The 18,963-nt window shown below is 62.5% G+C and carries 19 protein-coding genes and 2 tRNA genes; 11 read left to right on the top strand and 10 right to left on the bottom strand.

What is annotated here, in order from left to right; translation table 11 throughout:
• Positions 1–24: 24 nt before the first annotated feature.
• Positions 25–945, bottom strand: coding sequence for a recombination-associated protein RdgC (gene rdgC / locus PCLY_RS20405; RefSeq protein ID WP_045734751.1), 921 nt, complete (start codon positions 943–945; stop codon positions 25–27).
• Between the two features lie 294 nt (positions 946–1,239).
• Here rdgC and PCLY_RS20400 point away from each other — a divergent pair.
• The 4 genes from PCLY_RS20400 (at position 1,240) to PCLY_RS20385 (ending at position 3,103) form a co-directional block, all read left to right on the top strand.
• Positions 1,240–1,315, top strand: a tRNA-Val gene (locus PCLY_RS20400).
• A 15-nt stretch (positions 1,316–1,330) separates the two neighbouring features.
• Positions 1,331–1,407 (top strand) — tRNA-Asp (locus tag PCLY_RS20395).
• Between the two features lie 188 nt (positions 1,408–1,595).
• A complete protein-coding gene (locus tag PCLY_RS20390; RefSeq protein ID WP_061241720.1) occupies positions 1,596–2,324 on the top strand; it encodes an FKBP-type peptidyl-prolyl cis-trans isomerase in 729 nt (242 codons plus the stop codon).
• Positions 2,325–2,659: 335 nt separating this feature from the next.
• A complete protein-coding gene (locus PCLY_RS20385; RefSeq protein ID WP_061241718.1) occupies positions 2,660–3,103 on the top strand; it encodes a YkvA family protein in 444 nt (147 codons plus the stop codon).
• On the opposite strand, the gene PCLY_RS20380 is transcribed toward PCLY_RS20385, so the two are convergent.
• On the bottom strand, positions 3,054–3,824 hold the full coding sequence (locus PCLY_RS20380; protein ID WP_061241716.1) for a substrate-binding periplasmic protein: 771 nt from the start codon (positions 3,822–3,824) through the stop codon (positions 3,054–3,056). The genes PCLY_RS20385 and PCLY_RS20380 overlap by 50 nt on opposite strands.
• A 171-nt stretch (positions 3,825–3,995) precedes the next feature.
• Here PCLY_RS20380 and PCLY_RS20375 point away from each other — a divergent pair, with 171 nt between their 5' ends.
• From PCLY_RS20375 to PCLY_RS20365, 3 genes are read left to right on the top strand one after another with little or no spacing between them, the layout of a single operon-like run.
• Positions 3,996–4,319 carry a helix-turn-helix domain-containing protein gene (locus PCLY_RS20375; RefSeq protein WP_061241714.1) on the top strand — a complete coding sequence of 108 codons (324 nt, stop codon included), beginning with the start codon at positions 3,996–3,998 and terminating at the stop codon, positions 4,317–4,319.
• Complete coding sequence (locus PCLY_RS20370; RefSeq protein ID WP_061241712.1) at positions 4,316–4,681, top strand: hypothetical protein; 366 nt, start codon at positions 4,316–4,318, stop codon at positions 4,679–4,681. The genes PCLY_RS20375 and PCLY_RS20370 overlap by 4 nt, the downstream gene beginning before the upstream one ends.
• Entirely contained in the window at positions 4,674–5,159 is a 486-nt protein-coding gene (locus PCLY_RS20365; RefSeq protein WP_061241710.1) for an SEL1-like repeat protein, read from the top strand. The genes PCLY_RS20370 and PCLY_RS20365 overlap by 8 nt, the downstream gene beginning before the upstream one ends.
• Here the strand turns inward: PCLY_RS20365 and PCLY_RS20360 are convergent.
• Both PCLY_RS20360 and PCLY_RS20355 read right to left on the bottom strand, forming a co-directional pair.
• Positions 5,148–6,902, bottom strand: coding sequence for a bifunctional diguanylate cyclase/phosphodiesterase (locus PCLY_RS20360; RefSeq protein WP_061241708.1), 1,755 nt, complete (start codon positions 6,900–6,902; stop codon positions 5,148–5,150). The genes PCLY_RS20365 and PCLY_RS20360 overlap by 12 nt on opposite strands.
• A 97-nt stretch (positions 6,903–6,999) precedes the next feature.
• Positions 7,000–9,078, bottom strand: a complete 2,079-nt coding sequence (locus tag PCLY_RS20355) for a carboxy terminal-processing peptidase (RefSeq protein WP_197432216.1) — start codon at positions 9,076–9,078, stop codon at positions 7,000–7,002.
• A gap of 128 nt (positions 9,079–9,206) precedes the next feature.
• Between PCLY_RS20355 and PCLY_RS20350 the strand changes: the two genes are divergently transcribed.
• From PCLY_RS20350 to ahpF, 3 genes are all read left to right on the top strand, one after another.
• The gene (locus PCLY_RS20350; RefSeq protein WP_061241703.1) at positions 9,207–10,169 is read left to right on the top strand and encodes an NAD(P)H-quinone oxidoreductase; all 963 of its coding nucleotides are present in this window, start codon (positions 9,207–9,209) and stop codon (positions 10,167–10,169) included.
• Positions 10,170–10,325: 156 nt separating this feature from the next.
• Entirely contained in the window at positions 10,326–10,889 is a 564-nt protein-coding gene (gene ahpC, locus PCLY_RS20345) for an alkyl hydroperoxide reductase subunit C (RefSeq protein WP_061241701.1), read from the top strand.
• A gap of 254 nt (positions 10,890–11,143) precedes the next feature.
• Positions 11,144–12,700 carry an alkyl hydroperoxide reductase subunit F gene (ahpF, locus tag PCLY_RS20340; RefSeq protein WP_061241699.1) on the top strand — a complete coding sequence of 519 codons (1,557 nt, stop codon included), beginning with the start codon at positions 11,144–11,146 and terminating at the stop codon, positions 12,698–12,700.
• A 121-nt stretch (positions 12,701–12,821) separates the two neighbouring features.
• Here ahpF and PCLY_RS20335 read toward each other — a convergent pair whose 3' ends face one another.
• Positions 12,822–13,664 (bottom strand): bifunctional allantoicase/(S)-ureidoglycine aminohydrolase, encoded by an 843-nt coding sequence (locus PCLY_RS20335; RefSeq protein WP_061241698.1) that lies wholly within the window; start codon positions 13,662–13,664, stop codon positions 12,822–12,824.
• A 143-nt stretch (positions 13,665–13,807) separates the two neighbouring features.
• Here PCLY_RS20335 and PCLY_RS20330 point away from each other — a divergent pair, with 143 nt between their 5' ends.
• On the top strand, positions 13,808–14,662 hold the full coding sequence (locus PCLY_RS20330; RefSeq protein WP_061242143.1) for a LysR substrate-binding domain-containing protein: 855 nt from the start codon (positions 13,808–13,810) through the stop codon (positions 14,660–14,662).
• Positions 14,663–14,714: 52 nt separating this feature from the next.
• Here PCLY_RS20330 and PCLY_RS20325 read toward each other — a convergent pair whose 3' ends face one another.
• The 5 genes from PCLY_RS20325 to PCLY_RS20305 are packed head-to-tail and all read right to left on the bottom strand — an operon-like array spanning position 14,715 to position 18,783.
• Positions 14,715–15,368 carry an HAD family hydrolase gene (locus tag PCLY_RS20325; RefSeq protein ID WP_061241696.1) on the bottom strand — a complete coding sequence of 218 codons (654 nt, stop codon included), beginning with the start codon at positions 15,366–15,368 and terminating at the stop codon, positions 14,715–14,717.
• Complete coding sequence (locus tag PCLY_RS20320) at positions 15,368–16,354, bottom strand: ABC transporter ATP-binding protein (RefSeq protein ID WP_061241694.1); 987 nt, start codon at positions 16,352–16,354, stop codon at positions 15,368–15,370. Before PCLY_RS20320 ends, PCLY_RS20325 begins: the two co-directional genes overlap by 1 nt.
• Positions 16,351–17,148, bottom strand: a complete 798-nt coding sequence (locus PCLY_RS20315; protein WP_061241692.1) for an ABC transporter permease — start codon at positions 17,146–17,148, stop codon at positions 16,351–16,353. Before PCLY_RS20315 ends, PCLY_RS20320 begins: the two co-directional genes overlap by 4 nt.
• Entirely contained in the window at positions 17,135–17,980 is an 846-nt protein-coding gene (locus PCLY_RS20310) for an ABC transporter permease (RefSeq protein WP_061241690.1), read from the bottom strand. Before PCLY_RS20310 ends, PCLY_RS20315 begins: the two co-directional genes overlap by 14 nt.
• A complete protein-coding gene (locus tag PCLY_RS20305; RefSeq protein WP_061241688.1) occupies positions 17,977–18,783 on the bottom strand; it encodes an alkaline phosphatase family protein in 807 nt (268 codons plus the stop codon). The genes PCLY_RS20310 and PCLY_RS20305 overlap by 4 nt, the downstream gene beginning before the upstream one ends.
• Between the last annotated feature and the right edge of the window lie 180 nt (positions 18,784–18,963).

Below are 18,963 nucleotides of genomic sequence, written 5' to 3'. Positions count from 1 at the left end.
AAGCCTCATCCACCTTGCGGCTCATCAGATGCCCTGCGGAATCTCTTCGCCGCCCAGAGCGGTGAACAGCTCTGGCAGGAACTCCACCAGGGTCATCATCATCAGGATGAAGCTGGCGTCCTGCTGAGCCAGGGCGTCGTCACCGCCGTCCTGTTCGGCCTGTTCCTGCAGCACGTCCTCGAAGCGCAGGCGCTTGATGGTCAGTTTGTCGTCGAGCACGAAGGACAGCTTGTCCTGCCAGGCCAGCGACAGCTGAGTGACCTGCTTGCCGGTGGACAGGTGCAGCTGGATTTCTTCGCTGGTCAGATCCTGACGCTTGCAACGCACCACGCCGCCGTCTTCGTGGGTGTCGCGCAGCTCGCACTCATCGAGCACGAAGAAGCCTTCGGCAGCGCTCTGGTTCTTCAGCCAGTCGGTGAGGGTAGCGGTCGGCGCGATCTTCACCGACAGCGGGCGCACCGGCAGCGAGCCAATGGCTTCACGCAGGGTGGAAAGCAGGTCTTCGGCTTTCTTGGCGCTGGCGCTGTCGACCAGGATCAGGCCCTGCTTCGGCGCGATGGCGGCGAAGGTGCCGGATTTGCGGATGAACGCGCGCGGCAGGAAGGCCTGGACGATCTCGTCTTTGATCTGGTCGCGCTCTTTCTTGTACACCTTGCGCATCTGGGTGTTCTCGATCTCGTCGACCTTTTCCTTCAGTGCATCACGCACCACCGAACCCGGCAGGATGCGTTCTTCCTTGCGCGCGCCGATCAGCAGGAAGTCGCCGCTGACGTGCACCAGCGGAGCATCCGCGCCTTTGCCGAAGGGGGCGGTGAAACCGTAGGTGGTCAGCTCCTGGCTGGCGCAGGGACGTGCCGGCTTGCTCGACAGTGCTGTCTCCAGCGCTTCGGCGTCGAAAGGGATGTCCTGAGTGAGGCGGTAGACCAGCAGGTTACGAAACCACATGGGCGGGTGACTCTCCATTGATGATGAAGTCGCGGGGCGGCGCCGTCCTTGGGCAATTGCTTCGAGGAAAGCCGGCGCGCAGCGACGGATAAGGGTGGCGGGCCAACAACGGCAACCGCCCACACAGAGCGCGCATTATTCTCCGCTGGCGTGCTCAGGCCAACCCTGACAACGAGTCCTGCAGGAAATTCGCCGGTAGCGCCTAAGTTCTTGCTGCGCCGGTAAATTTTTTTGCGAAGAGGGCTTGCCAAGGTGCGGATCGCTCTCTAGAATGCGCCCCACTTCGAGAGTGAAGGGTGATTAGCTCAGCCGGGAGAGCATCTGCCTTACAAGCAGAGGGTCGGCGGTTCGATCCCGTCATCACCCACCAATCTCGCAGTTACGCGCAGCGGTAGTTCAGTCGGTTAGAATACCGGCCTGTCACGCCGGGGGTCGCGGGTTCGAGTCCCGTCCGCTGCGCCATTCTTTTCCTCGCTTCATCCCCTCCTGTGACAACATCTCGGCGTCCGCCGAATTTTTTCGAAAAATCCCTTTGTTTGCTTGAACTTATGCGCATCGCACGGCTCCTATGCCGTAGCCAGTGATTGCGGCGTACTGCTAAGCTCGCGCTTTCACACGACGGCCTTCGGGCGCATCTACAAGGAACAAGCATGAAACAGCATCGTTTGGCGGCAGCGGTTGCCCTGGTGGGCCTGGTGCTTGCCGGTTGCGATTCGCAAACCAGCGAAGTCGAACTCAAGAGCCCTGCGCAGAAAGCCTCCTACGGCATCGGCCTGAACATGGGCCGCAGTCTGTCCGAGGAAGGCATGGACGATCTGGATTCCAAGGCCGTCGCTCAGGGTATCGAGGACGCGCTGGCGAAGAAGGATCCGCGCATCAAGGATGAAGACATGGTCGAGGCCTTCTCCTTCCTGCAGAACCGTGCGCAAGAGCGCATGACTGCGTTGAACAAGGAAGCCGCTGAAGCCGGCAAGAAATTCCTCGAAGAGAACGGCAAGCGTGAAGGTGTCGTCACCACCGCTTCCGGTCTGCAATACGAAGTGATCAAGAAGACCGACGGCGCCCAGCCGAAGGAAAGCGACGTAGTGACCGTTCACTACGAAGGCAAGTTGACCGATGGTAGTGTCTTCGACAGCTCCGTCGCTCGTGGCACCCCCATCGACCTGCCGGTCGGTGGCGTGATCCCGGGTTGGGTGGAAGGCCTGCAGCTGATGCACGTTGGTGAGAAGTACAAACTGTACATCCCCAGCGAGCTGGCCTACGGCGAGCAGAGCCCGTCCCCGGCAATTCCGGCCAACTCGGTGCTGGTGTTCGATCTGGAACTGATCGGCATCAAGGACCAGGCGGCTGCCGAGCAGACCGAGCCGACCGAGCAGTAACACTCGTTGCTCGATGAAAACGCCCCGTCTTGACGGGGCGTTTTCGTTTCAGGGATTGACCGGCAGGTTCGTGACGTTCGGGGTGTTACGCTTATGCACATTATGGGAAGCATTCCTAACAAGTTTGCACTACCGCCGAGCACTGCTCGTGTCAATCAGCAACTTGTTGATTTTAATGGATTTTATATGCTGTATAAAAAATATCCGATCTGAGCCGAGGCCCCGTACCACGGGGCTTTGATAAGCTTGTCGAAAGTCTTTGCACAGATTTATCCACAGCTTCTGTGGGTAAGCGTGGCAAGCCCAGATAGCGCCTGGGTTGCCGAGGAGGTCGAATGAAAACTCCCTGGAAACTGACCCGTTACCTGCCGCTGGCTGCCCGCTTTCTACGCGAGGGCAGGTTGCCTGAGTTGCTCCGTGCCGTCGGTGACAAGCGCACGCCACAAGGACAACGCTTCGCCGCTCTGAAGGAGGATCTGCAGTTGTTGCGTGCGCTCAGCCTGGCCTGGTTCAAGGGTGAGTACCGGCAGATCAGCAGTCAGGCGTTGCTGATGGTGGTGGCTGCACTGCTGTATTTCATCACCCCGTTCGACGCCATCCCCGATTGGCTGGTTGGCGTTGGCTTCGTCGATGACCTGGCCGTTCTGGCCTGGGTGATGCGTACCTGGCGTGGAGAGCTGGAAGCCTTCAAGGCGTGGCGTGACGAGCAGAGTCCGGAGCGCCTGGCGCTCATTGAGCATCTGCCGAATGCTGAACGGGTCGATCCGCTGAACTCCTGAAGGCTTCATCCCGCCAGCGGTCGATCAGATGTCGATCACGTAGTTCCTGAAAAAACTCGTCCATTCGCTTGGCTGCAATGGGCAGGTGGCGGCTGTAGGCACAGTACACCTGATAGCGCTGCACCACCCAGGGGCTGAAGCGCAGGTGCATTTCCGGGTGCTGGGCGAGCTTGTAGGCCAGGTTGCGCCGCATATCGATGACCGCATCCAGCCGCGCCTTGTCGAGCATGTGCAGGCTGGTCTCGAGGTCGCGCACGTCCTGCCTGCTGACCTGGCCGCTGGCTAAGGCGTTCATCAAAGGTTGGCTGTAGGTATAGCCGAGGCTGGTACCCAGCACCTTGCCATAGAGACTGTTCAGGTCGGTCAGCTCCGGTTGGTCCGTACGCTGCAGCAAGGCGTCTTCTTCGTCGTACAGCGGCGGTGACCAGTGATACTGCTGCGGCTGGCTGACCCACTCGGGGTTGCTGTTGCAGATCAGGTGCAGGCGACCCTGTTGCAGGTAGGGTTCCAGGCGATTGTTGGGGGTTTCGCGAAACTCAACGGGCAGCCCGAAGCGTTTGCTTATTTCCTGGCCGAGGCTGTGAGCCAGCCCATATTGCACCTGCTGCTGCTCAACGCCCACATAAGGCATGGTGTCGGCCGGGCCATAACCCCACAGCAGGCTCTCGGCATTAGCGAAGCTGCTCAGCAAGCCCAGCGACAATGCGCAGTACGTTCTCAAGACGACTCCCCACGTGCAGATATAAGGCACCGCTCCCGCGTGATCCGGCCATGGGAACCGTGCTCATACCTTGGCAGTATAGATCACGCCCTTGGCGCTACACGCCTGTTAAGATGGCCGCTACAAGGAAGGGGTCGAGGTCGTCGGCCCTGCTTTCCAACGGAGAGACTCATGACTGTGCAAATCATTGCCCGTGATGGCGAGCCGGAATATGCGGTGCTGCCCTGGGCTGACTATCAGGCCTTGTTGCAGGCCGCTGGGCGCCAACCTGCAGCAGCGCCCAGCGCAGCTGCACGGGTTGTCGAGGCGCAGCGGCCAGGGCTCGATCAGCTTCGCGTGCTGCGAGAGGCCAAAGGGCTGGCGGCAGAGAGCCTGGCGCGCAGTGTCGGGATCAGCCCGCACTACCTGGCGATGATCGAGAGTGGCGAGCGCCAACCCGATGCCGCGATTCAGCGCTCGCTGGCCTGGGAACTGGGGCTGGAGGGCTGGTCTTGAGTGTACGTATCAGTCGCCAACACTGGCAGGCATTGCTGACCGAACTGGACGACGCGCGCCGTCAGCGCCATCTGCTTACCTATCGGGCACTGATCGAGCGACTCGATTTGCCGACGCCGGCCATGCAGACCCTGACTGCTGCGCTGGAGCACCTGGCCGCACTGGATGCGCGCGCTGAACGACCGCTGCGCAGCGCCCTGGTCATCAGCCAGGGGGCCAGCCGCCTGCCGCGCACCGGGTTCTTCGACTGTGTCACCCGTCTGGGGCGTTTCAGCGGTGCCTCCGACGGTGTGGCCGCTGCTTCCTGGCATGCCGCCGAAGTGGTCAGGGTGTTCGAATTCGATTATCCCGCCGATGTCTAGGTGGCTCTGGCAGTTACGTGCGCAGCTGGGCTATTGGCTGGCTCGGCGCCTGTTTCATTGGCCTGCGGCGTTGCGTCAGCCACGTCTATGGCAATGGATGCAAGGTCAGTACGGGCGCATGGCCAATCTTGGTGATACCCGTGCACAGAGCTTCTATGGCCACATCCTGCTGTTTCGTGGTCAGGGTCTCGGGGCGCGCGAGGAAGGGCTGAGGCTGTTGCGCCTGGCGGCCAATGGCGGGGATGGCAAGGCCGCCTATCAGCTGGGCGTGCAATCCTTGCAGGGAGACACTCGCCAGGCGCCGGATGCCATGCAAGCGGTGCGCTGGTGGGAGATGGCGCTGGCGGCCGGCCATCCTCTGGCTGCTAGCCGCCTGAGCCAGCTCTATCGCGAGGGGGCTTGCGGCTTGGAGCCGGATGCGCAAACCGCCGAGCGCTATGCCGCCATGGCGCAGCACGGCGCTCGTTCAGGCCACTGAGCCTTCGATAATATGCAGGCTGTAGCCGGGAACGGCCTTGGCATGGCGCTTGGCTTCTGAGGCCAGCTCCGCCAGGCGCGAGGCATCGAGCTGTGCGCAGTCTTGCGTTCTCACGTGTACCACGCCGATCGAAAGCGACAGCAGTGCATATTCCTGGCGCTGCCCGTGGCGATTGTGGGCGATGAAACAGCCGGCCTGCAGATGCTCTTCGCGATAGAAGCGTCGGCACTGATTCTGGAAGTCCTCGATCAGTTTGCCTAGCTTGTCGCGCCACTGCGTCGAGCCAAGTACCAGCATGAAATCGTCCCCCCCGATGTGGCCGACGAAATCGCGCGCCGGATCGACTCGGTCGTTCAGACATTGCGCCAGGCAAAGCAGCACCTCGTCGCCCTTGGCATAGCCATAGAGATCGTTGAAGGGCTTGAAGCTGTCGATGTCGACATAGCACACCGCCGCCTCGCGCTGCTGCTGCAGCAGACGGCCAAGGCATTGCTGGATCGGTACATTGCCTGGCAGCAGCGTGAGCGGGTTGGCGTGACGCGCCTGCTGCAGCTTCTGTTCGGTGATCAGTTTGAGTACGTCGATCACCCTGCCCAGGCCCAGATAGCGGCCATTCTGGATGATGATGAAGTCTTCTTCGATGCGCTGGCGCGCCCGGCTGGTGAGCAGGCGGCTGACCTTTTGCAGTGATTGCGTCAGCTCAACGGCGAGAAAGTCCTGGCTCATCAGGCGGCTGATGGGTTTACGCGCGAACAGATCGGTGGCGAATGGCTTGAGTAGCGCTTCGGACAGCGAATGGCGGTGGACGATACCGACTGGCTGGTGCTGCGCATCCAGCACGGCGAGAGAGTTGAGGTTGGCCTGCGCACGGAAGACATCCAGCACCTCGGCGATGGCCGTGTGCTGGTCGACCGCTGGTTGCTCGTTGAGCAGGGCGCTGAGGTCATGATTGTCTTCGCTGAGACTGGTCTGGTTGCTCATCACCTGAGGCAGCAGTTGGCGCGCATCGCGTGGCGGTTTTTCCTGCGGCCTGCTGAGCAGGTAGCCCTGTACCAGGTCAACGCCCATCTCCGTCAGCACGGCCAGCTCTTCGGGCAGCTCGATCCCTTCGGCGATCACCTGGGCGCGCGAGGCTTCGGCCATTTTCAGGATGGAGCCGACGAATTCGCGCTTCACCGCATCCAGGTGGATGCCGTCGATGAAGTGGCGATCGATCTTCACGTAGTCCGGGCGCAGCTCCGACCACAGGCGCAGGCTGGAATAGCCGGCGCCGAGGTCGTCCAGGGCGATGGAAAAGCCCATGGCGCGATAGTGATGCAGGGCATTGTCGAGTAGGGCGAAGTCTTCGGTGGGCGACTGTTCGGTGAGTTCGATCACCACCTGGCTGGGCGGGATGCCGAAGGCCTGCAGCAACTTCAGGGTGCGTCCCGGCTGGTGGCGGGGGTCGAGCAGCGACTCCGGCGAGACGTTGAGAAAGAGTTTGCCGCCCAGGCCCAGTGCACTGAAGCCTTTGCAGGCGCTCTTGCGACAGGCCATTTCCAGTTCGCTCAGGCGGCCAGCGTGGCGGGCCACGGCGAACAAGGTCAAGGGTGAGTGCAGCGGGCTGTTGGAGGGGCCTCGGGTCAGCGCCTCGTAGCCGAGAATGCGCTGTTCGGACAGCGAAACGATAGGTTGGAACAGACTGCTGAGGTCGCCGTGAGCAAGGATATTTCCCAGTGCGCTCAACTGCTCGGTGACGGTCATGGTGTTCTCGATCTGCCGGAAACGAAAGGGCCGGCGATGGCCGGCCCTTCATTTCACGACAGTTCGATGACGATTTGATGACGCTAGTGGAAACGCCTCAATGCAGCGCCAGGGATGGGTTGAGCCCCAGGTAGTCGATGAGGATATGCCCGGACTCCGAGAGATAGGCATCGTCCTCTGGTGTGCCCTTGTCCTCGACGGGCAGCGCGTCTTCATCTTCCTTGGCTAGCGCCGCGAGCGGTTTCTCGCCCTTGGCAACGCGGCGATCATTTTCCAGCTTGAGCTGCTTGGCCTCGATATCGGCTTGCCGTGCCCGGCGCTTCGCCTCATTCAGGCTAACGGTGGTTTCGGCCATCAGCTGTTTCGACAGGTCGATGCTGGCGCGGGTGAAGAGGAAGTCCGGATCGTGCGCGGTGCGCTGGTCATGCTTGCTCTGCAGTTGCTTGAGGAACGGCTTGATCGGGTCCAGCTCCGGTTTGATTGCCGGGCGGATGCTGTCCCAGGGCATGGCCGCGGGCAGGGCGCTCTCGCCGATGTCCTTGGTGTGCATGACGTCAGGGTAGGCGATATCCGGCAGTACGCCCTGGTGCTGGGTGCTCTGCCCGGAGACGCGATAGAACTTGGCCAGGGTCAGCTTCAGCTCGCCGTGGTTGAGCGGCTGGATAGTCTGCACCGTGCCCTTGCCGAAAGTCTGGCCACCGAGAATCAGTGCGCGGTGGTAGTCCTGCATGGCACCGGCGAAGATCTCCGAGGCTGACGCGGACAGGCGATTGACCAGTACGGCCAGAGGGCCGTTGTAGTAGATCCCCTTGTTCTCGTCGGCCAGCACGTCGACACGGCCGTCGGCATTGCGCACCAAGACGGTCGGGCCCTGTTCGATGAACAGGCTGGTCAGCTCGGTGGCTTCCTGCAGAGAGCCGCCGCCGTTGTTGCGCAGATCGATGACCAGGCCATCGACTTTCTCTTCGCGCAGCTCATCGATCAGGCGTTTGACGTCGCGAGTGGTGCTCTTGTAGTTCGGGTCGCCGGCGCGGAAAGCCTTGAAGTCAAGGTAGAAGGCCGGCAGTTCGATCACGCCGAGCTTGTAGTCGCGGCCATCCTGGGTCAGGTGCAGCACTTTCTTCTTCGCTGCCTGCTCTTCGAGCTTGACCGCCTCACGGGTGATAGTAACTACCTTGCTGCTCTGGTCGCTGGGCGGATTGCTGGCCGGGATGACTTCCAGGCGCACGGTGGAGCCTTTCGGGCCGCGAATCAGCTTGACCACTTCGTCCAGGCGCCAGCCGATCACGTCGACCATTTCATCGTTGCCCTGGGCAACGCCGACGATCTTGTCGGCCGGTGCGATCTGCTTGCTCTTCTCGGCCGGGCCGGCAGGCACCAGGCGTACCACCTTGACGTGCTCGTTATCGCTTTGCAGGACGGCACCGATGCCTTCCAGCGACAGGCTCATGTTGATGTCGAAGTTTTCCGCGTTATCCGGCGACAGATAGGTGGTGTGGGGGTCGTAAGTGGTGGCGAACGCGTTGATGTAGGCCTGGAATACGTCCTCGCCACGGGTCTGCTTGAGACGCTTGAGCTGGTTCTTGTAACGCTTGGTCAGCAGCTCCTGGATGTCCTTGGTTTCCTTGCCGGCGATTTTCAGGCGCAGCACTTCATCTTTGACGCGCTTGCGCCACAGCTCGTCGAGCTCGGCGCGGTCTTTGGCCCAGGGCGCTTTCTCACGGTCGACCTGTAGGTCCTCGTCGACGCTGAAATCGATCTTGTCGACACCCTTGGCCAGCTCGGCCAGGGCGAAGTCGAGACGCTCCTGCAGGCGCGTCAGGTGACGGCGATAGATGGTGAAGCCTGGTTCGAGGTCGCCGCTTTTCAGCAGGTCGTCGAACTTGGTGCGCCACTGGTTGAATTCGGCGATATCGGCCGCAGTGAAATAGCTGCGAGACGGATCGAGCAACTTCAGGTAGTTGTCATAGATCTGAATCGAACGCTCGTCATTGAGTGGCGGCTTGTTGTAGTGGTGGCGCTTGAGCAGTTCCACTACGTTGAGACTGGCGATCACCTGGTCACGATCCGGCTGCAGGTAGTCCCAATTGGTCGCTGTGGTGGTCTTGGCCGCCAGCGGCAGGGCACTGAAGCCGAGTACGAGGGCGAGGGCGGTGCTTGCTAGAGATCGCTTCATGCTGATTCGACGTAGTGGCAGTTGATAACGCATATTAGGCCGCATCTGAGGGCGCCAGGTTCCGTTGGCGCTAGGCAAAAGCCCAGCGGTCAGCGCTGGGCTCGGTTCACTTGCACTATGGAGGCAGCATGAAGGCATTGCAAGGCGTCGAAGGGCGTGCAGAGTGGCTGGAACAACCGGCACAGGCCTGTGATGCGGGGCAGATTCGGGTGAAGGTGGCTGCCGCTGGGCTCAATCGGGCTGACCTGTTGCAGCGTGCCGGGCTGTATCCGCCGCCGCCTGGTGCCAGCCAGGCGCTGGGGCTGGAGTGTTCTGGGGTGGTTGTCGAGGTCGGCGCCGGTAGCGCCTGGCAGGTGGGGGATCGGGTCTGTTGCCTGCTCGCCGGCGGCGGCATGGCCGAGGAGGTGGTGCTCGATGCCCGCCACGCCATGCCGGTGCCCGAGGGGCTGAGCCTGGCCGAAGCCGCGGTGGTGCCGGAGGTATACGCCACGGCCTGGCTCAACCTGTTCCAGCTCGGTGCCCTGCGCCCGGGTGAGAAGGTCCTGCTGCATGCCGGTGCCAGCGGCGTGGGCTCGGCGGCGATCCAGCTGTGCAAGGCGTTCGGCAATCCGTGCTGGGTCAGCGTTGGCTCTGCCGAGCGATTGGCCTACTGCGAGGCGCTAGGCGCTCAGGGTGGCGCCCTGCGCGGCGAGGATCTGCAGGCATTGCGTGATTTCGGGCCGTTCGACGTGATTCTCGATCCGGTCGGCGGGAACTATGCGGCACTGAATCTGGAGTTGCTGGCCCGCGATGGTCGTTGGATCAATATTGGCCTGATGGGTGGGCGCGAGGCCACATTGGACCTGGCTCAGGTGCTGGGCAAGCGCATCCAGCTGATCGGTTCGACCCTGCGCAATCGTGATGACCAGTTCAAGGCCGACCTGTTGCGCGACCTGCAGCAGCAGGTCTGGCCGCTGTTCGCCGAAGGGCGATTGAAGCCGCAACTGGAGCGCAGTTTTGCGTTCAAAGACAGTGAAGCGGCGTTCGAGACACTCGCTGGTAATCAAGTCGCGGGTAAACTTGCGCTGCTGATTGACCCCAGCCTGGTCTGATCCAGCGCTGCAGCCCGCGTCTGGCGCGGGCTGCCACATCGATTGGTGCATTCAATCGATATCATGGTCGTAATCAATAAGCTTTTTTCCGTTAGGTAGCTAATATAGCGACCGTAGATTTTCTAACCCTCACAGAAACCTCAGAAGGAGTCAGAGATGTCCCTCATCAATACTCAAGTTCAGCCGTTCAAGGCCAACGCTTTCCACAACGGCGAATTCATCGAAGTCACCGAGCAGAGCCTGCAAGGCAAGTGGTCCGTACTGATCTTCATGCCGGCTGCCTTCACCTTCAACTGCCCGACCGAAATCGAAGACGCGGCCAACAACTACGCCGAGTTCCAGAAGGCTGGTGCCGAGGTCTACATCGTGACCACCGACACCCACTTCTCGCACAAGGTCTGGCACGAAACTTCGCCTGCCGTTGGCAAGGCTCAGTTCCCGCTGATCGGTGACCCGACTCACCAACTGACCAACGCTTTCGGCGTGCACATCGCTGAAGAAGGTCTGGCGCTGCGTGGCACCTTCGTGATCAACCCGGAAGGCGTGATCAAGACCCTGGAAATCCACTCGAACGAAATCGCTCGTGACGTTTCCGAGACCCTGCGCAAGCTGAAGGCCGCCCAGTACACCGCCGCCAACCCGGGTCAGGTTTGCCCGGCCAAGTGGAAAGAAGGCGAAGCCACTCTGGCTCCTTCGCTGGACCTGGTTGGCAAGATCTAAAAACGGCTTCAGAGCTGCTGCGCTCGGCTAGGCAGCGTTGTAATCAGACTCGGGCTTGTCATGTACTTCAGTACACTCCGCGCCCTCGCCAGATTACGCCTTGCCTAGCCGTCGCTCGCGACGCTCTGAATTCCGTTTTGCAATTGCTACCTGCGCTGTTTGGGCCATTACCGGCCCTTGTGGTGCCCGATGCCCGGGCGCGATCCGTCCGGGCATTTTATTGCCCGAATTTTCGTATTTGAGGAATTTCCGCCATGTTGGACGCCAATCTTAAAGCCCAGTTGAAGGCCTACCTGGAAAAGGTCACCCTGCCGTTCGAGATCGTCGCGTCCCTCGATGACAGCGCGAAATCTCAGGAGCTGCAGGGCCTGCTCGAAGACATCGTCGGCCTGACCGACAAGATCACCCTGAAGACCGACGGCAGCGATGCCCGCCGCCCGTCGTTCTCGCTGGTGCGCCCCGGTGCGGATATCGGCCTGACCTTTGCCGGTATCCCCATGGGCCACGAGTTCACCTCGCTGGTGCTGGCATTGCTGCAGGTGGGCGGCCATCCGTCCAAACTGGATGCCGAGACCATCGAGCAGATCAAGAGCATCGAAGGCAAGTTCGAGTTCGAGACCTATTTCTCGCTCTCTTGCCAGAACTGCCCGGACGTGGTTCAGGCACTGAACCTGATGGCCGTGCTCAACCCCAATATCCGCAACGTCTCCATCGACGGTGCGTTGTTCCAGGAAGAGGTCGAGCGTCGCCAGATCATGGCCGTGCCGAGCATTTACCTGAACGGTGAGGTCTTCGCGTCCGGCCGTATGGACGTGAAGGAAATTCTCGCCAAGATCGATACCGGTGCCGCCAACCGCGATGCCGAGAAAATGAGCGCCAAGCAAGCCTTCGACGTGCTGGTGGTCGGCGGTGGCCCGGCTGGCGCTGCTGCGGCCATCTACGCCGCACGTAAAGGCATTCGCACTGCTATAGCCGCCGAACGCTTCGGTGGTCAGGTGCTCGATACCATGGCCATCGAGAACTTCATCTCGGTGAAGGAGACCGAAGGCCCGAAACTGGTGCGCGCTCTGGAAGAGCACGTCAAGGAATACGAAGTCGACGTGATGAACCTGCAGCGTGCTTCGGCGCTGGTACCTGCCAGCAGCGAAGGCGGCCTGCACGAAGTGAAGTTCGAGAACGGTGCGTCGCTCAAGGCCAAGACCGTGATCCTCTCCACCGGCGCACGCTGGCGCGAGATGGGCGTACCCGGCGAGCAGGAGTACAAGGCCAAGGGCGTGTGCTTCTGCCCGCACTGCGACGGCCCGCTGTTCAAGGGCAAGCGCGTGGCGGTGATCGGCGGCGGTAACTCCGGCGTCGAGGCGGCCATCGACCTGGCCGGTATCGTCGCCCACGTCACCCTGCTGGAATACGACAGCCAACTGCGTGCCGATGCCGTGCTGCAGAAGAAGCTCTACAGCCTGCCGAACGTCGACGTGATCACCAGCGCCCTGACCAGTGAAGTGACCGGCGATGGTCAGAAGGTCAACGGTCTGGTTTACAAGGATCGTAATTCCAGCGAGTTCCACGCTCTCGAACTGGAAGGCATATTCGTGCAGATCGGCCTGCTGCCCAACAGCGACTGGCTCAAGGGCACGGTGGAGCTGAGCCCGCGCGGCGAGATCATCGTCGATGCCCGCGGCCAGACCTCGCTGCCGGGGATCTTCGCGGCTGGCGACGTCACCACGGTGCCCTACAAGCAGATCGTCATCGCCGTGGGCGAGGGCGCCAAGGCCTCGCTGAGCGCCTTCGATCACCTGATTCGTCATAACTGATCGAGCACTGCGGAAACGCAAAGGCCACCCCGAGGGGTGGCCTTTTTTGTTCGTGCTCTGTTGGGGCGCTTGAGCGGCGATCTGATCGCGGCTGAAGCCGCTCCTACGGGCACGCGATCATTCAGCGTTTGAGGCCACCCAGGGTCAGCGGCATCTGGCGGTTCACGTCCTTGTACAGCAGGTAGCGGAAGCGGCTCGGGCCACCGGCGTAGCAGGCCTGCGGGCAGAAGGCGCGCAGCCACATGAAGTCGCCGGCTTCCACTTCGACCCAGTCCTGGTTGAGGCGATACACCGCCTTGCCTTCCAGCACGTACAGGCCGTGTTCCATGACGTGGGTTTCGGCAAAGGGGATCACGCCGCCCGGCTCGAAATTGACGATGTTGACGTGCATGTCATGGCGCATGTCGCTGATCTCGACGAAGCGCGTGGTGCTCCAGCGACCTTCGGTGCCGGGCATAACGATCGGCTCGATGTCCTGCTCGTGGGTGACGAAGGCTTCCGGGTAAGGCACGCCTTCGACCGGTTGATAGGCCTTGCGCAGCCAGTGAAAACGCACGGCTTCGCTGCCGTTGTTGCGCAGCGACCAAGCGCTTTCTGGCGGGATGAAGGCGTAGCTGCCAGGACGCAGGGCGTGCTGGGTGCCGTTCAGAGTCAGGTCGCAGGTGCCTTCGACGACGAAGATCACGCCTTCGGCGGTCGGATCCAACTCGGGCTTGTCGCTGCCGCCATTCGGGCTGACTTCGACGATGTACTGCGAAAAGGTTTCGGCGAAGCCGGTCAGCGGGCGGGCGATGACCCACATGCGCATGTTGTCCCAGAACGGCAGGTGGCTGGTGACGATGTCACGCATCACGCCTTTGGGGATCACGGCATAGGCTTCGGTAAACATGGCGCGGTCGGTCAGCAGTTGTTCCTGACCGGGATGACCGCCATGCGGTGCGTAGTAGTAGGGCGATTTGCTCATCGAGAGATTGCCTCGGCGGGTGAAGGGCGCAGGGATCGAACCCGGCGCGGAAAACTGACTCCCCTGCACTATAGGAATTCGCGGCTGGATTCGGAAATTAAATAGTAGAATGCCTGTCAGTGGATTTCATGATGGGTGGCGATATGCTCGATCCGGTGCTGTTGCGCAGTTTCCTCGCCGTGGTGCAGACCGGCGGCTTCACCCGCGCGGCGGCCAGCCTGCACCTGACGCAGTCCACGGTCAGCCAGCAGGTTAGGCGACTGGAAGAGCAGATCGGCGCCGAGCTGCTCGACCGCAGTGGCCGCTACGTGGTGACCACCACCGAGGGCGAGCGCCTGCTGGGGTATGCCAACCGCATCGTCGCGCTGATGGACGAAGCCATGCTGGCGCTGGGGCAGAGCGCGGTGGAAGGCGAAGTGCGCCTCGGCGTGCCGGATGATTTCGCCGCCAACAGCCTGACGCCTTACCTGGCCGATTTTGCCGATGCGCATCCGGGTATTCGCCTGGAGATCACCAGCGGCCTCAGTCATGACGTGTGGCGTGCCTTCAACGCTGGTGAACTCGACCTAGCACTGATCAAGCAGCGCGCCGGCAGCGCCAAGGGCATGGCCAGCTGGGCCGAGCCGCTGGCCTGGCTGGACAGTCGCGCGCGCCCGGTGCTGGCGCGCAACCCGGTGCCGCTGGCGGTGTTTCCACCCAACGGCCTGTATCGCCTGGAGATGACCCACGCCCTGGATGCCATGGGCAAACCCTGGCGCATCGCCTATGTCAGCAGCAGCCTGCCCGGCGTCAGCGCCGCAGCCGAAGGCGGGTTGGGCCTGACCCTGCTGCCGCGCCGATTGATCACGGCCGCGCACCGCGAACTCGGCGAAGCCGAAGGTTTTGCCCCAGTGGCGCCGGTGGAAGTTGCGCTGCATGCGCGCAACCAGTTACCCGGTTACGCGCGCGAGTTGGCAGCGGCGTTGATCGAGGCCTGCGCAGGCATCATGGCGCTGTAGGCACGGCTGCGCCTGCGCGTACCTGATACGGCGCGTCGGTTATAGCCTACCTTCAACTCCAGCTCAGAATGGGCCAGCCGGCCTGCTCGGCATGGGCGCGCAGGGTTGGGTCGGGATTGACGGTGAAGGGCTTGTCGACCCGTTGCAGTAGCGGCAGGTCGTTGCGCGAGTCGGAGTAGAAGCTGGCGCCGGCCAGGCTTTCGCCCTGCTCGGCGAGCCAGGCGTTCAGGCGCGTCACCTTGCCTTCACGGTAGGTCAGCACGCCCTGGGTCCGACCGGTGTAGAAACCGTGCTGCTGCTCCAGGTCAATGGCCAGCACCTCGTCGATGCCGAAACGCTCGGCGATAGCGCTGACCAGAAAATGCGCCGAGGCGGAGATCACCAGCAGACGGTCGCCAGCTGCGCGGTGCGCGGCCAGTGTGCGGCTGGCGTCGCTGTAGAAGATCGGCTCGATCACGTCCTCGACGAAGGGCTCGACCACATGGGCGACTTCCTCGGGCGTACGGCCGACCAGTGGCGACAGGGTGAAGGCCATGTAGTCTTCCATGGCCAGGGTGCCGGCGGCGTACTGGCGCATCAGTTCCTGCTCGTGGGCGAGGAAGGATTCACCATCGGCCCAGCCGATCTTGACCATTTCCGCCGTCCACAGGCTGGCGCAGTCGCCATGGATCAGGGTTTCGTCGAGATCGAAGATCGCCAGGGCCATCACGCCACCTCCCGGATTGCGGTCGCGTCGATCTGCAGGCTGACCGTCTGGCCGTTGCCATGCAGGTCGGATGCCGAGCGGTTGAGCACGTCCACCAATAGCTGGCAGCCCTCGGCTTCGACGCGGTAGCGGATGACGTTGCCGAGCAGGCTGTGGCTGATGATCCGTGCAGCGATGCCGTTGCCTGCGAAGGCGATGGCCTCCGGGCGGATGGCCACGCGCGAGGTCAGCGGCTGGCCGAGCAGGCGGCTGGCGGCGTCGGCTTCGAGCAGGTTGTAGTTGCCGATGAAACCGGCGGCGAAGGCATCCACCGGCGCGGTGTAGAGGGTTTCTGCATCGCCGCTCTGGACGATCTGGCCGGCATTCATCAGGAAGATACGGTCGCTCATGGTCAGCGCCTCTTCCTGGTCGTGGGTGACGAAGATGGTGGTCAGGTTCAGCTCCTGCTGGATCGCGCGGATCTGTTCGCGCAGGTGCTTGCGGATGCGCGCATCGAGGGCCGACAGCGGTTCGTCGAGCAGCAGCAGGCGTGGGCGGGTGACCAGCGAGCGGGCCAGGGCCACACGTTGGCACTGACCGCCGGAGAGTTGGTGCGGGTAGCGTGCGGCGAATTCGCCTAGCTCGACCATCTCCAGCGCCTCGCGCACACGCTGCTCGCTTTCCGCCTTGGCCACCTTCTGCATGCGCAGGCCGAAGGCGACGTTTTGCGCCACGCTCATGTTGGGGAACAGCGCATAGCTCTGGAACACCATGCCGATGCCGCGCTTCTGCGGTGGTAGCGGCACCAGGTCCTGCCCGTCGAGCAGGATCTGGCCACCATCCACGCCAGTCAGACCGGCGATGCAGCGCAGCAGGGTGGACTTGCCGCAGCCGGAGGGACCGAGCAGGGTGACGAACTCACCCTGGCCGATCTCGCAGTTGATGTCGCTGAAGATACGGGTGTCGCCGTAGCTTTTATGCAGGTTCTGGATGCTCAGCAAGCTCATGCCTTGTCCCTGTTCAAACGGTTGGCCGCCCAGGTGAACACCAGGACGAAGAAGAAGTAGGAAATCACCAGCGCACTGTTGAAGTGGCCGCTGCTGTTGCGCATGTTGTTCAGGTACACCTGCAGCGTCTCGTAGCGGGTGCCGACCAGCATGTTGGCGAAGACGAACTCGCCGAACAGAAAGCTGAACGAGAGGAACAACGACACCATCAGGCCCTTGCGCAGGTTCGGCAGCACCACCAGCAAGGCCGCCTTCCAGGTGCTGGCGCCGAGCAGGTGGGCGGCGTCCATCAGGTCGCGCAGGTTGATCGCCTGCAGGTTGTTGGCGATGGCGCGGTACATGAACGGCAGGGCGATGGTGAAGTAGCAGCCGAGCAGGATCCACGGCGTGCCGGTCATCGCCAGCGGCCCGGAGCCGTAGAGCTGCAACAGACCCACCGAGGACACCACCGGCGGCACGGCGAACGGCAGCAGGATCAGCACGTTCATCAGCGTGTCGAGTTTGGGGAAGTGGTAGTGCACCACGAACATCAGCGGCAGGATCAGCACCACCGACAGCGCGAGGGCGCCGAAGCACACCAGCAGCGACTGGCCGAAGGCGCGCAAAAAGCGCTCGTCGCTCCACAGCGCGGCGTACCACTTGAGCGTCAGGCCGTCCGGCAGGATGGTCGCCGACCAACTGGTGGACAGCGAGTAGAGCAGGGTGCCGGCCAGTGGCAGCAGCAGAATGAGAAACAGCAACCAGACCACGATGCGGTGATAAAGACTGGCAGTGGGGGCATCAGCGCGTGACATGCTGGCTCCTTTTCAGCAGTAGCTGGTGAACGATGGTGATCAGCACCATCAGCCCGACCAGGATCATCGACAGGGCGCTGGCCAGGTTCGGGTCCAGCGAGATGTCGCCGGAGACCATCGCCGCGATGCGGATCGGCAGCACGTTGAAGTTGCCGGTGGTCAGGTAGTACACCGTGGCGTAGGCACCCAGGGCGTTGGCCAGAAGGATGACGAAGGTGCCGAGCAGCGCCGGGGTCAGCACCGGCAGGCCGATGTGCCGCCAGAAGTCCCAGGTGCCGGCGCCGAGCAGCGCGGCCGACTCGCGCCAGTCCTGGCGCAGGGCATCGAAGGCCGGGTAGAGCAGCAGCACGCCGAGCGGGATCTGGAAGTAGGTGTAGAGCACGATCAGGCCGTTCTTCGAGTAGAGATTGAAGCTCTCGATCAGGCCGAGCTGGATCAGCAGCAGGGTCAGCGCGCCGTTGAAACCGAGCAGGATGATGAAGGCGAAGGCCAGCGGCACCCCGGAGAAGTTGCTGGTCATGTTGGAGAAGGCGATGACGAAGTCGCGCAGCTTCGAGTCCACTTGGCGCAGCGAATAGCTGCCGAGAATGGCGATGGCCATGCCGAACAGGCTCGACCAGAAGGCGATCTGCAGGCTGTGCTTGATCGCCTGCAGGTAGAACCTGGAGGCGAAGATCTTCTCGAAATTACCCAGGCCCCAGCCGTTGGGACTGTTCAGGCTGTTGATCGCCACCCACACCAGCGGCGCCACTTGGAACACCAGGAAGAACAGGGCGAAGGGCAGCACGAACAGCAGCGGCAGCCAGCGCCGCAGGGAGGAGGGCGCGCTCATTTCAGCAACTCCGCGCAGTAGGGTTTGTCGTGCGGCACGCCGAGCAACTGACAGATGCTGCCGCACAGTTCGAGCTGGCGTGGGCGCGCACTGGCATCGAGGCTGAAGGCGTCGCCGATGACGAACAGCGGCACCTGGCGCTCTTCCGGCAGCAGGCCGTTGTGCGAACGGTCGACGTTCATGCCGTGATCGGCGGTGACCATTACCTGGTAGCCGGCATCGACCCAGTTCTGCAAGTGGTCGGCCAGCAGCACGTCGGCCATGCGCGCGGCGTTGCGGTACTGCGGGCTGTCCAGACCATGCTTGTGGCCGGCGTCGTCGATGTTCATCGGGTGCACCAGCAGCAGGTCGGGGGCGTGCTGCAGGCGCAGGCTCTCGGCGTCGACGAACAGGTGCGAGTCCGGGTAATGGTCGGCGTAATAGAAGTGGCCGTACTGGATCGGCAGCGACTCATCGCAGGTGTGGCGGTCGCGCACGGCATTGAACGGCGAGCGGTTGTACAGCTCGCTGACCCAGTGATAGGCCGCTGCAGCAGTGCTCAAGCCGGCATCACGGGCGTAGTGAAAGAGGCTGCGTTCGCGTGACAGGCGCGAGACATCGTTATGCACGATGCCGCTGTCGATGGGGCGCACGCCGGTGAGAATGGCCTCGTACAGCGGGCGCGACAGGGCCGGCAGCTCGCAGTCGAGGCGGTAGAAGGCCGCACGCCCGGCGTCGCACCAGGCATGCAGGTGGCCCATGGCGTGTTGCGCGACCGAGTGGCTAAGGCCGTCGAGCACGACGAGGATGACCTTGGAAGGCATGGGGAATCCTGAAAAACGTAGGGCGGATCGCGCTTCATCGATCCACCGCATGGGTAAACGCCAAAACGGCAAGGTGGACGGATGAAGCGTCAGCTACGCGCCCCGGTCCACCCTACGCGCTCCTACAGGTATCAGGAGCAGCTTGTGGGAGGGGCTTCAGCCGCGACTGTCGCCGCTGAA

It is taken from the genome of Ectopseudomonas composti (assembly GCF_001567565.1).
Classification (GTDB): Bacteria; Pseudomonadota; Gammaproteobacteria; order Pseudomonadales; family Pseudomonadaceae; genus Aquipseudomonas; species Aquipseudomonas composti_A.
The sequence above is the reverse complement of the archived record's forward strand: the minus strand, read 5'-3'. Positions and strand labels throughout refer to the sequence as shown.

Coding starts and splice junctions, on each gene's coding strand:
- rdgC (WP_045734751.1), bottom strand. CDS start 945: ATGTGGTTTCGTAACCTGCTGGTCTACCGCCTCACTCAGGACATCCCT.
- PCLY_RS20330 (WP_061242143.1), top strand. CDS start 13,808: ATGCTCGATCCGGTGCTGTTGCGCAGTTTCCTCGCCGTGGTGCAGACC.
- PCLY_RS20305 (WP_061241688.1), bottom strand. CDS start 18,783: ATGCCTTCCAAGGTCATCCTCGTCGTGCTCGACGGCCTTAGCCACTCG.
- PCLY_RS20320 (WP_061241694.1), bottom strand. CDS start 16,354: ATGAGCTTGCTGAGCATCCAGAACCTGCATAAAAGCTACGGCGACACC.
- PCLY_RS20325 (WP_061241696.1), bottom strand. CDS start 15,368: ATGGCCCTGGCGATCTTCGATCTCGACGAAACCCTGATCCATGGCGAC.
- PCLY_RS20390 (WP_061241720.1), top strand. CDS start 1,596: ATGAAACAGCATCGTTTGGCGGCAGCGGTTGCCCTGGTGGGCCTGGTG.
- PCLY_RS20365 (WP_061241710.1), top strand. CDS start 4,674: ATGTCTAGGTGGCTCTGGCAGTTACGTGCGCAGCTGGGCTATTGGCTG.
- PCLY_RS20385 (WP_061241718.1), top strand. CDS start 2,660: ATGAAAACTCCCTGGAAACTGACCCGTTACCTGCCGCTGGCTGCCCGC.
- PCLY_RS20350 (WP_061241703.1), top strand. CDS start 9,207: ATGAAGGCATTGCAAGGCGTCGAAGGGCGTGCAGAGTGGCTGGAACAA.
- PCLY_RS20375 (WP_061241714.1), top strand. CDS start 3,996: ATGACTGTGCAAATCATTGCCCGTGATGGCGAGCCGGAATATGCGGTG.
- ahpC (WP_061241701.1), top strand. CDS start 10,326: ATGTCCCTCATCAATACTCAAGTTCAGCCGTTCAAGGCCAACGCTTTC.
- PCLY_RS20335 (WP_061241698.1), bottom strand. CDS start 13,664: ATGAGCAAATCGCCCTACTACTACGCACCGCATGGCGGTCATCCCGGT.
- PCLY_RS20360 (WP_061241708.1), bottom strand. CDS start 6,902: ATGACCGTCACCGAGCAGTTGAGCGCACTGGGAAATATCCTTGCTCAC.
- ahpF (WP_061241699.1), top strand. CDS start 11,144: ATGTTGGACGCCAATCTTAAAGCCCAGTTGAAGGCCTACCTGGAAAAG.
- PCLY_RS20315 (WP_061241692.1), bottom strand. CDS start 17,148: ATGTCACGCGCTGATGCCCCCACTGCCAGTCTTTATCACCGCATCGTG.
- PCLY_RS20310 (WP_061241690.1), bottom strand. CDS start 17,980: ATGAGCGCGCCCTCCTCCCTGCGGCGCTGGCTGCCGCTGCTGTTCGTG.
- PCLY_RS20355 (WP_197432216.1), bottom strand. CDS start 9,078: ATGAAGCGATCTCTAGCAAGCACCGCCCTCGCCCTCGTACTCGGCTTC.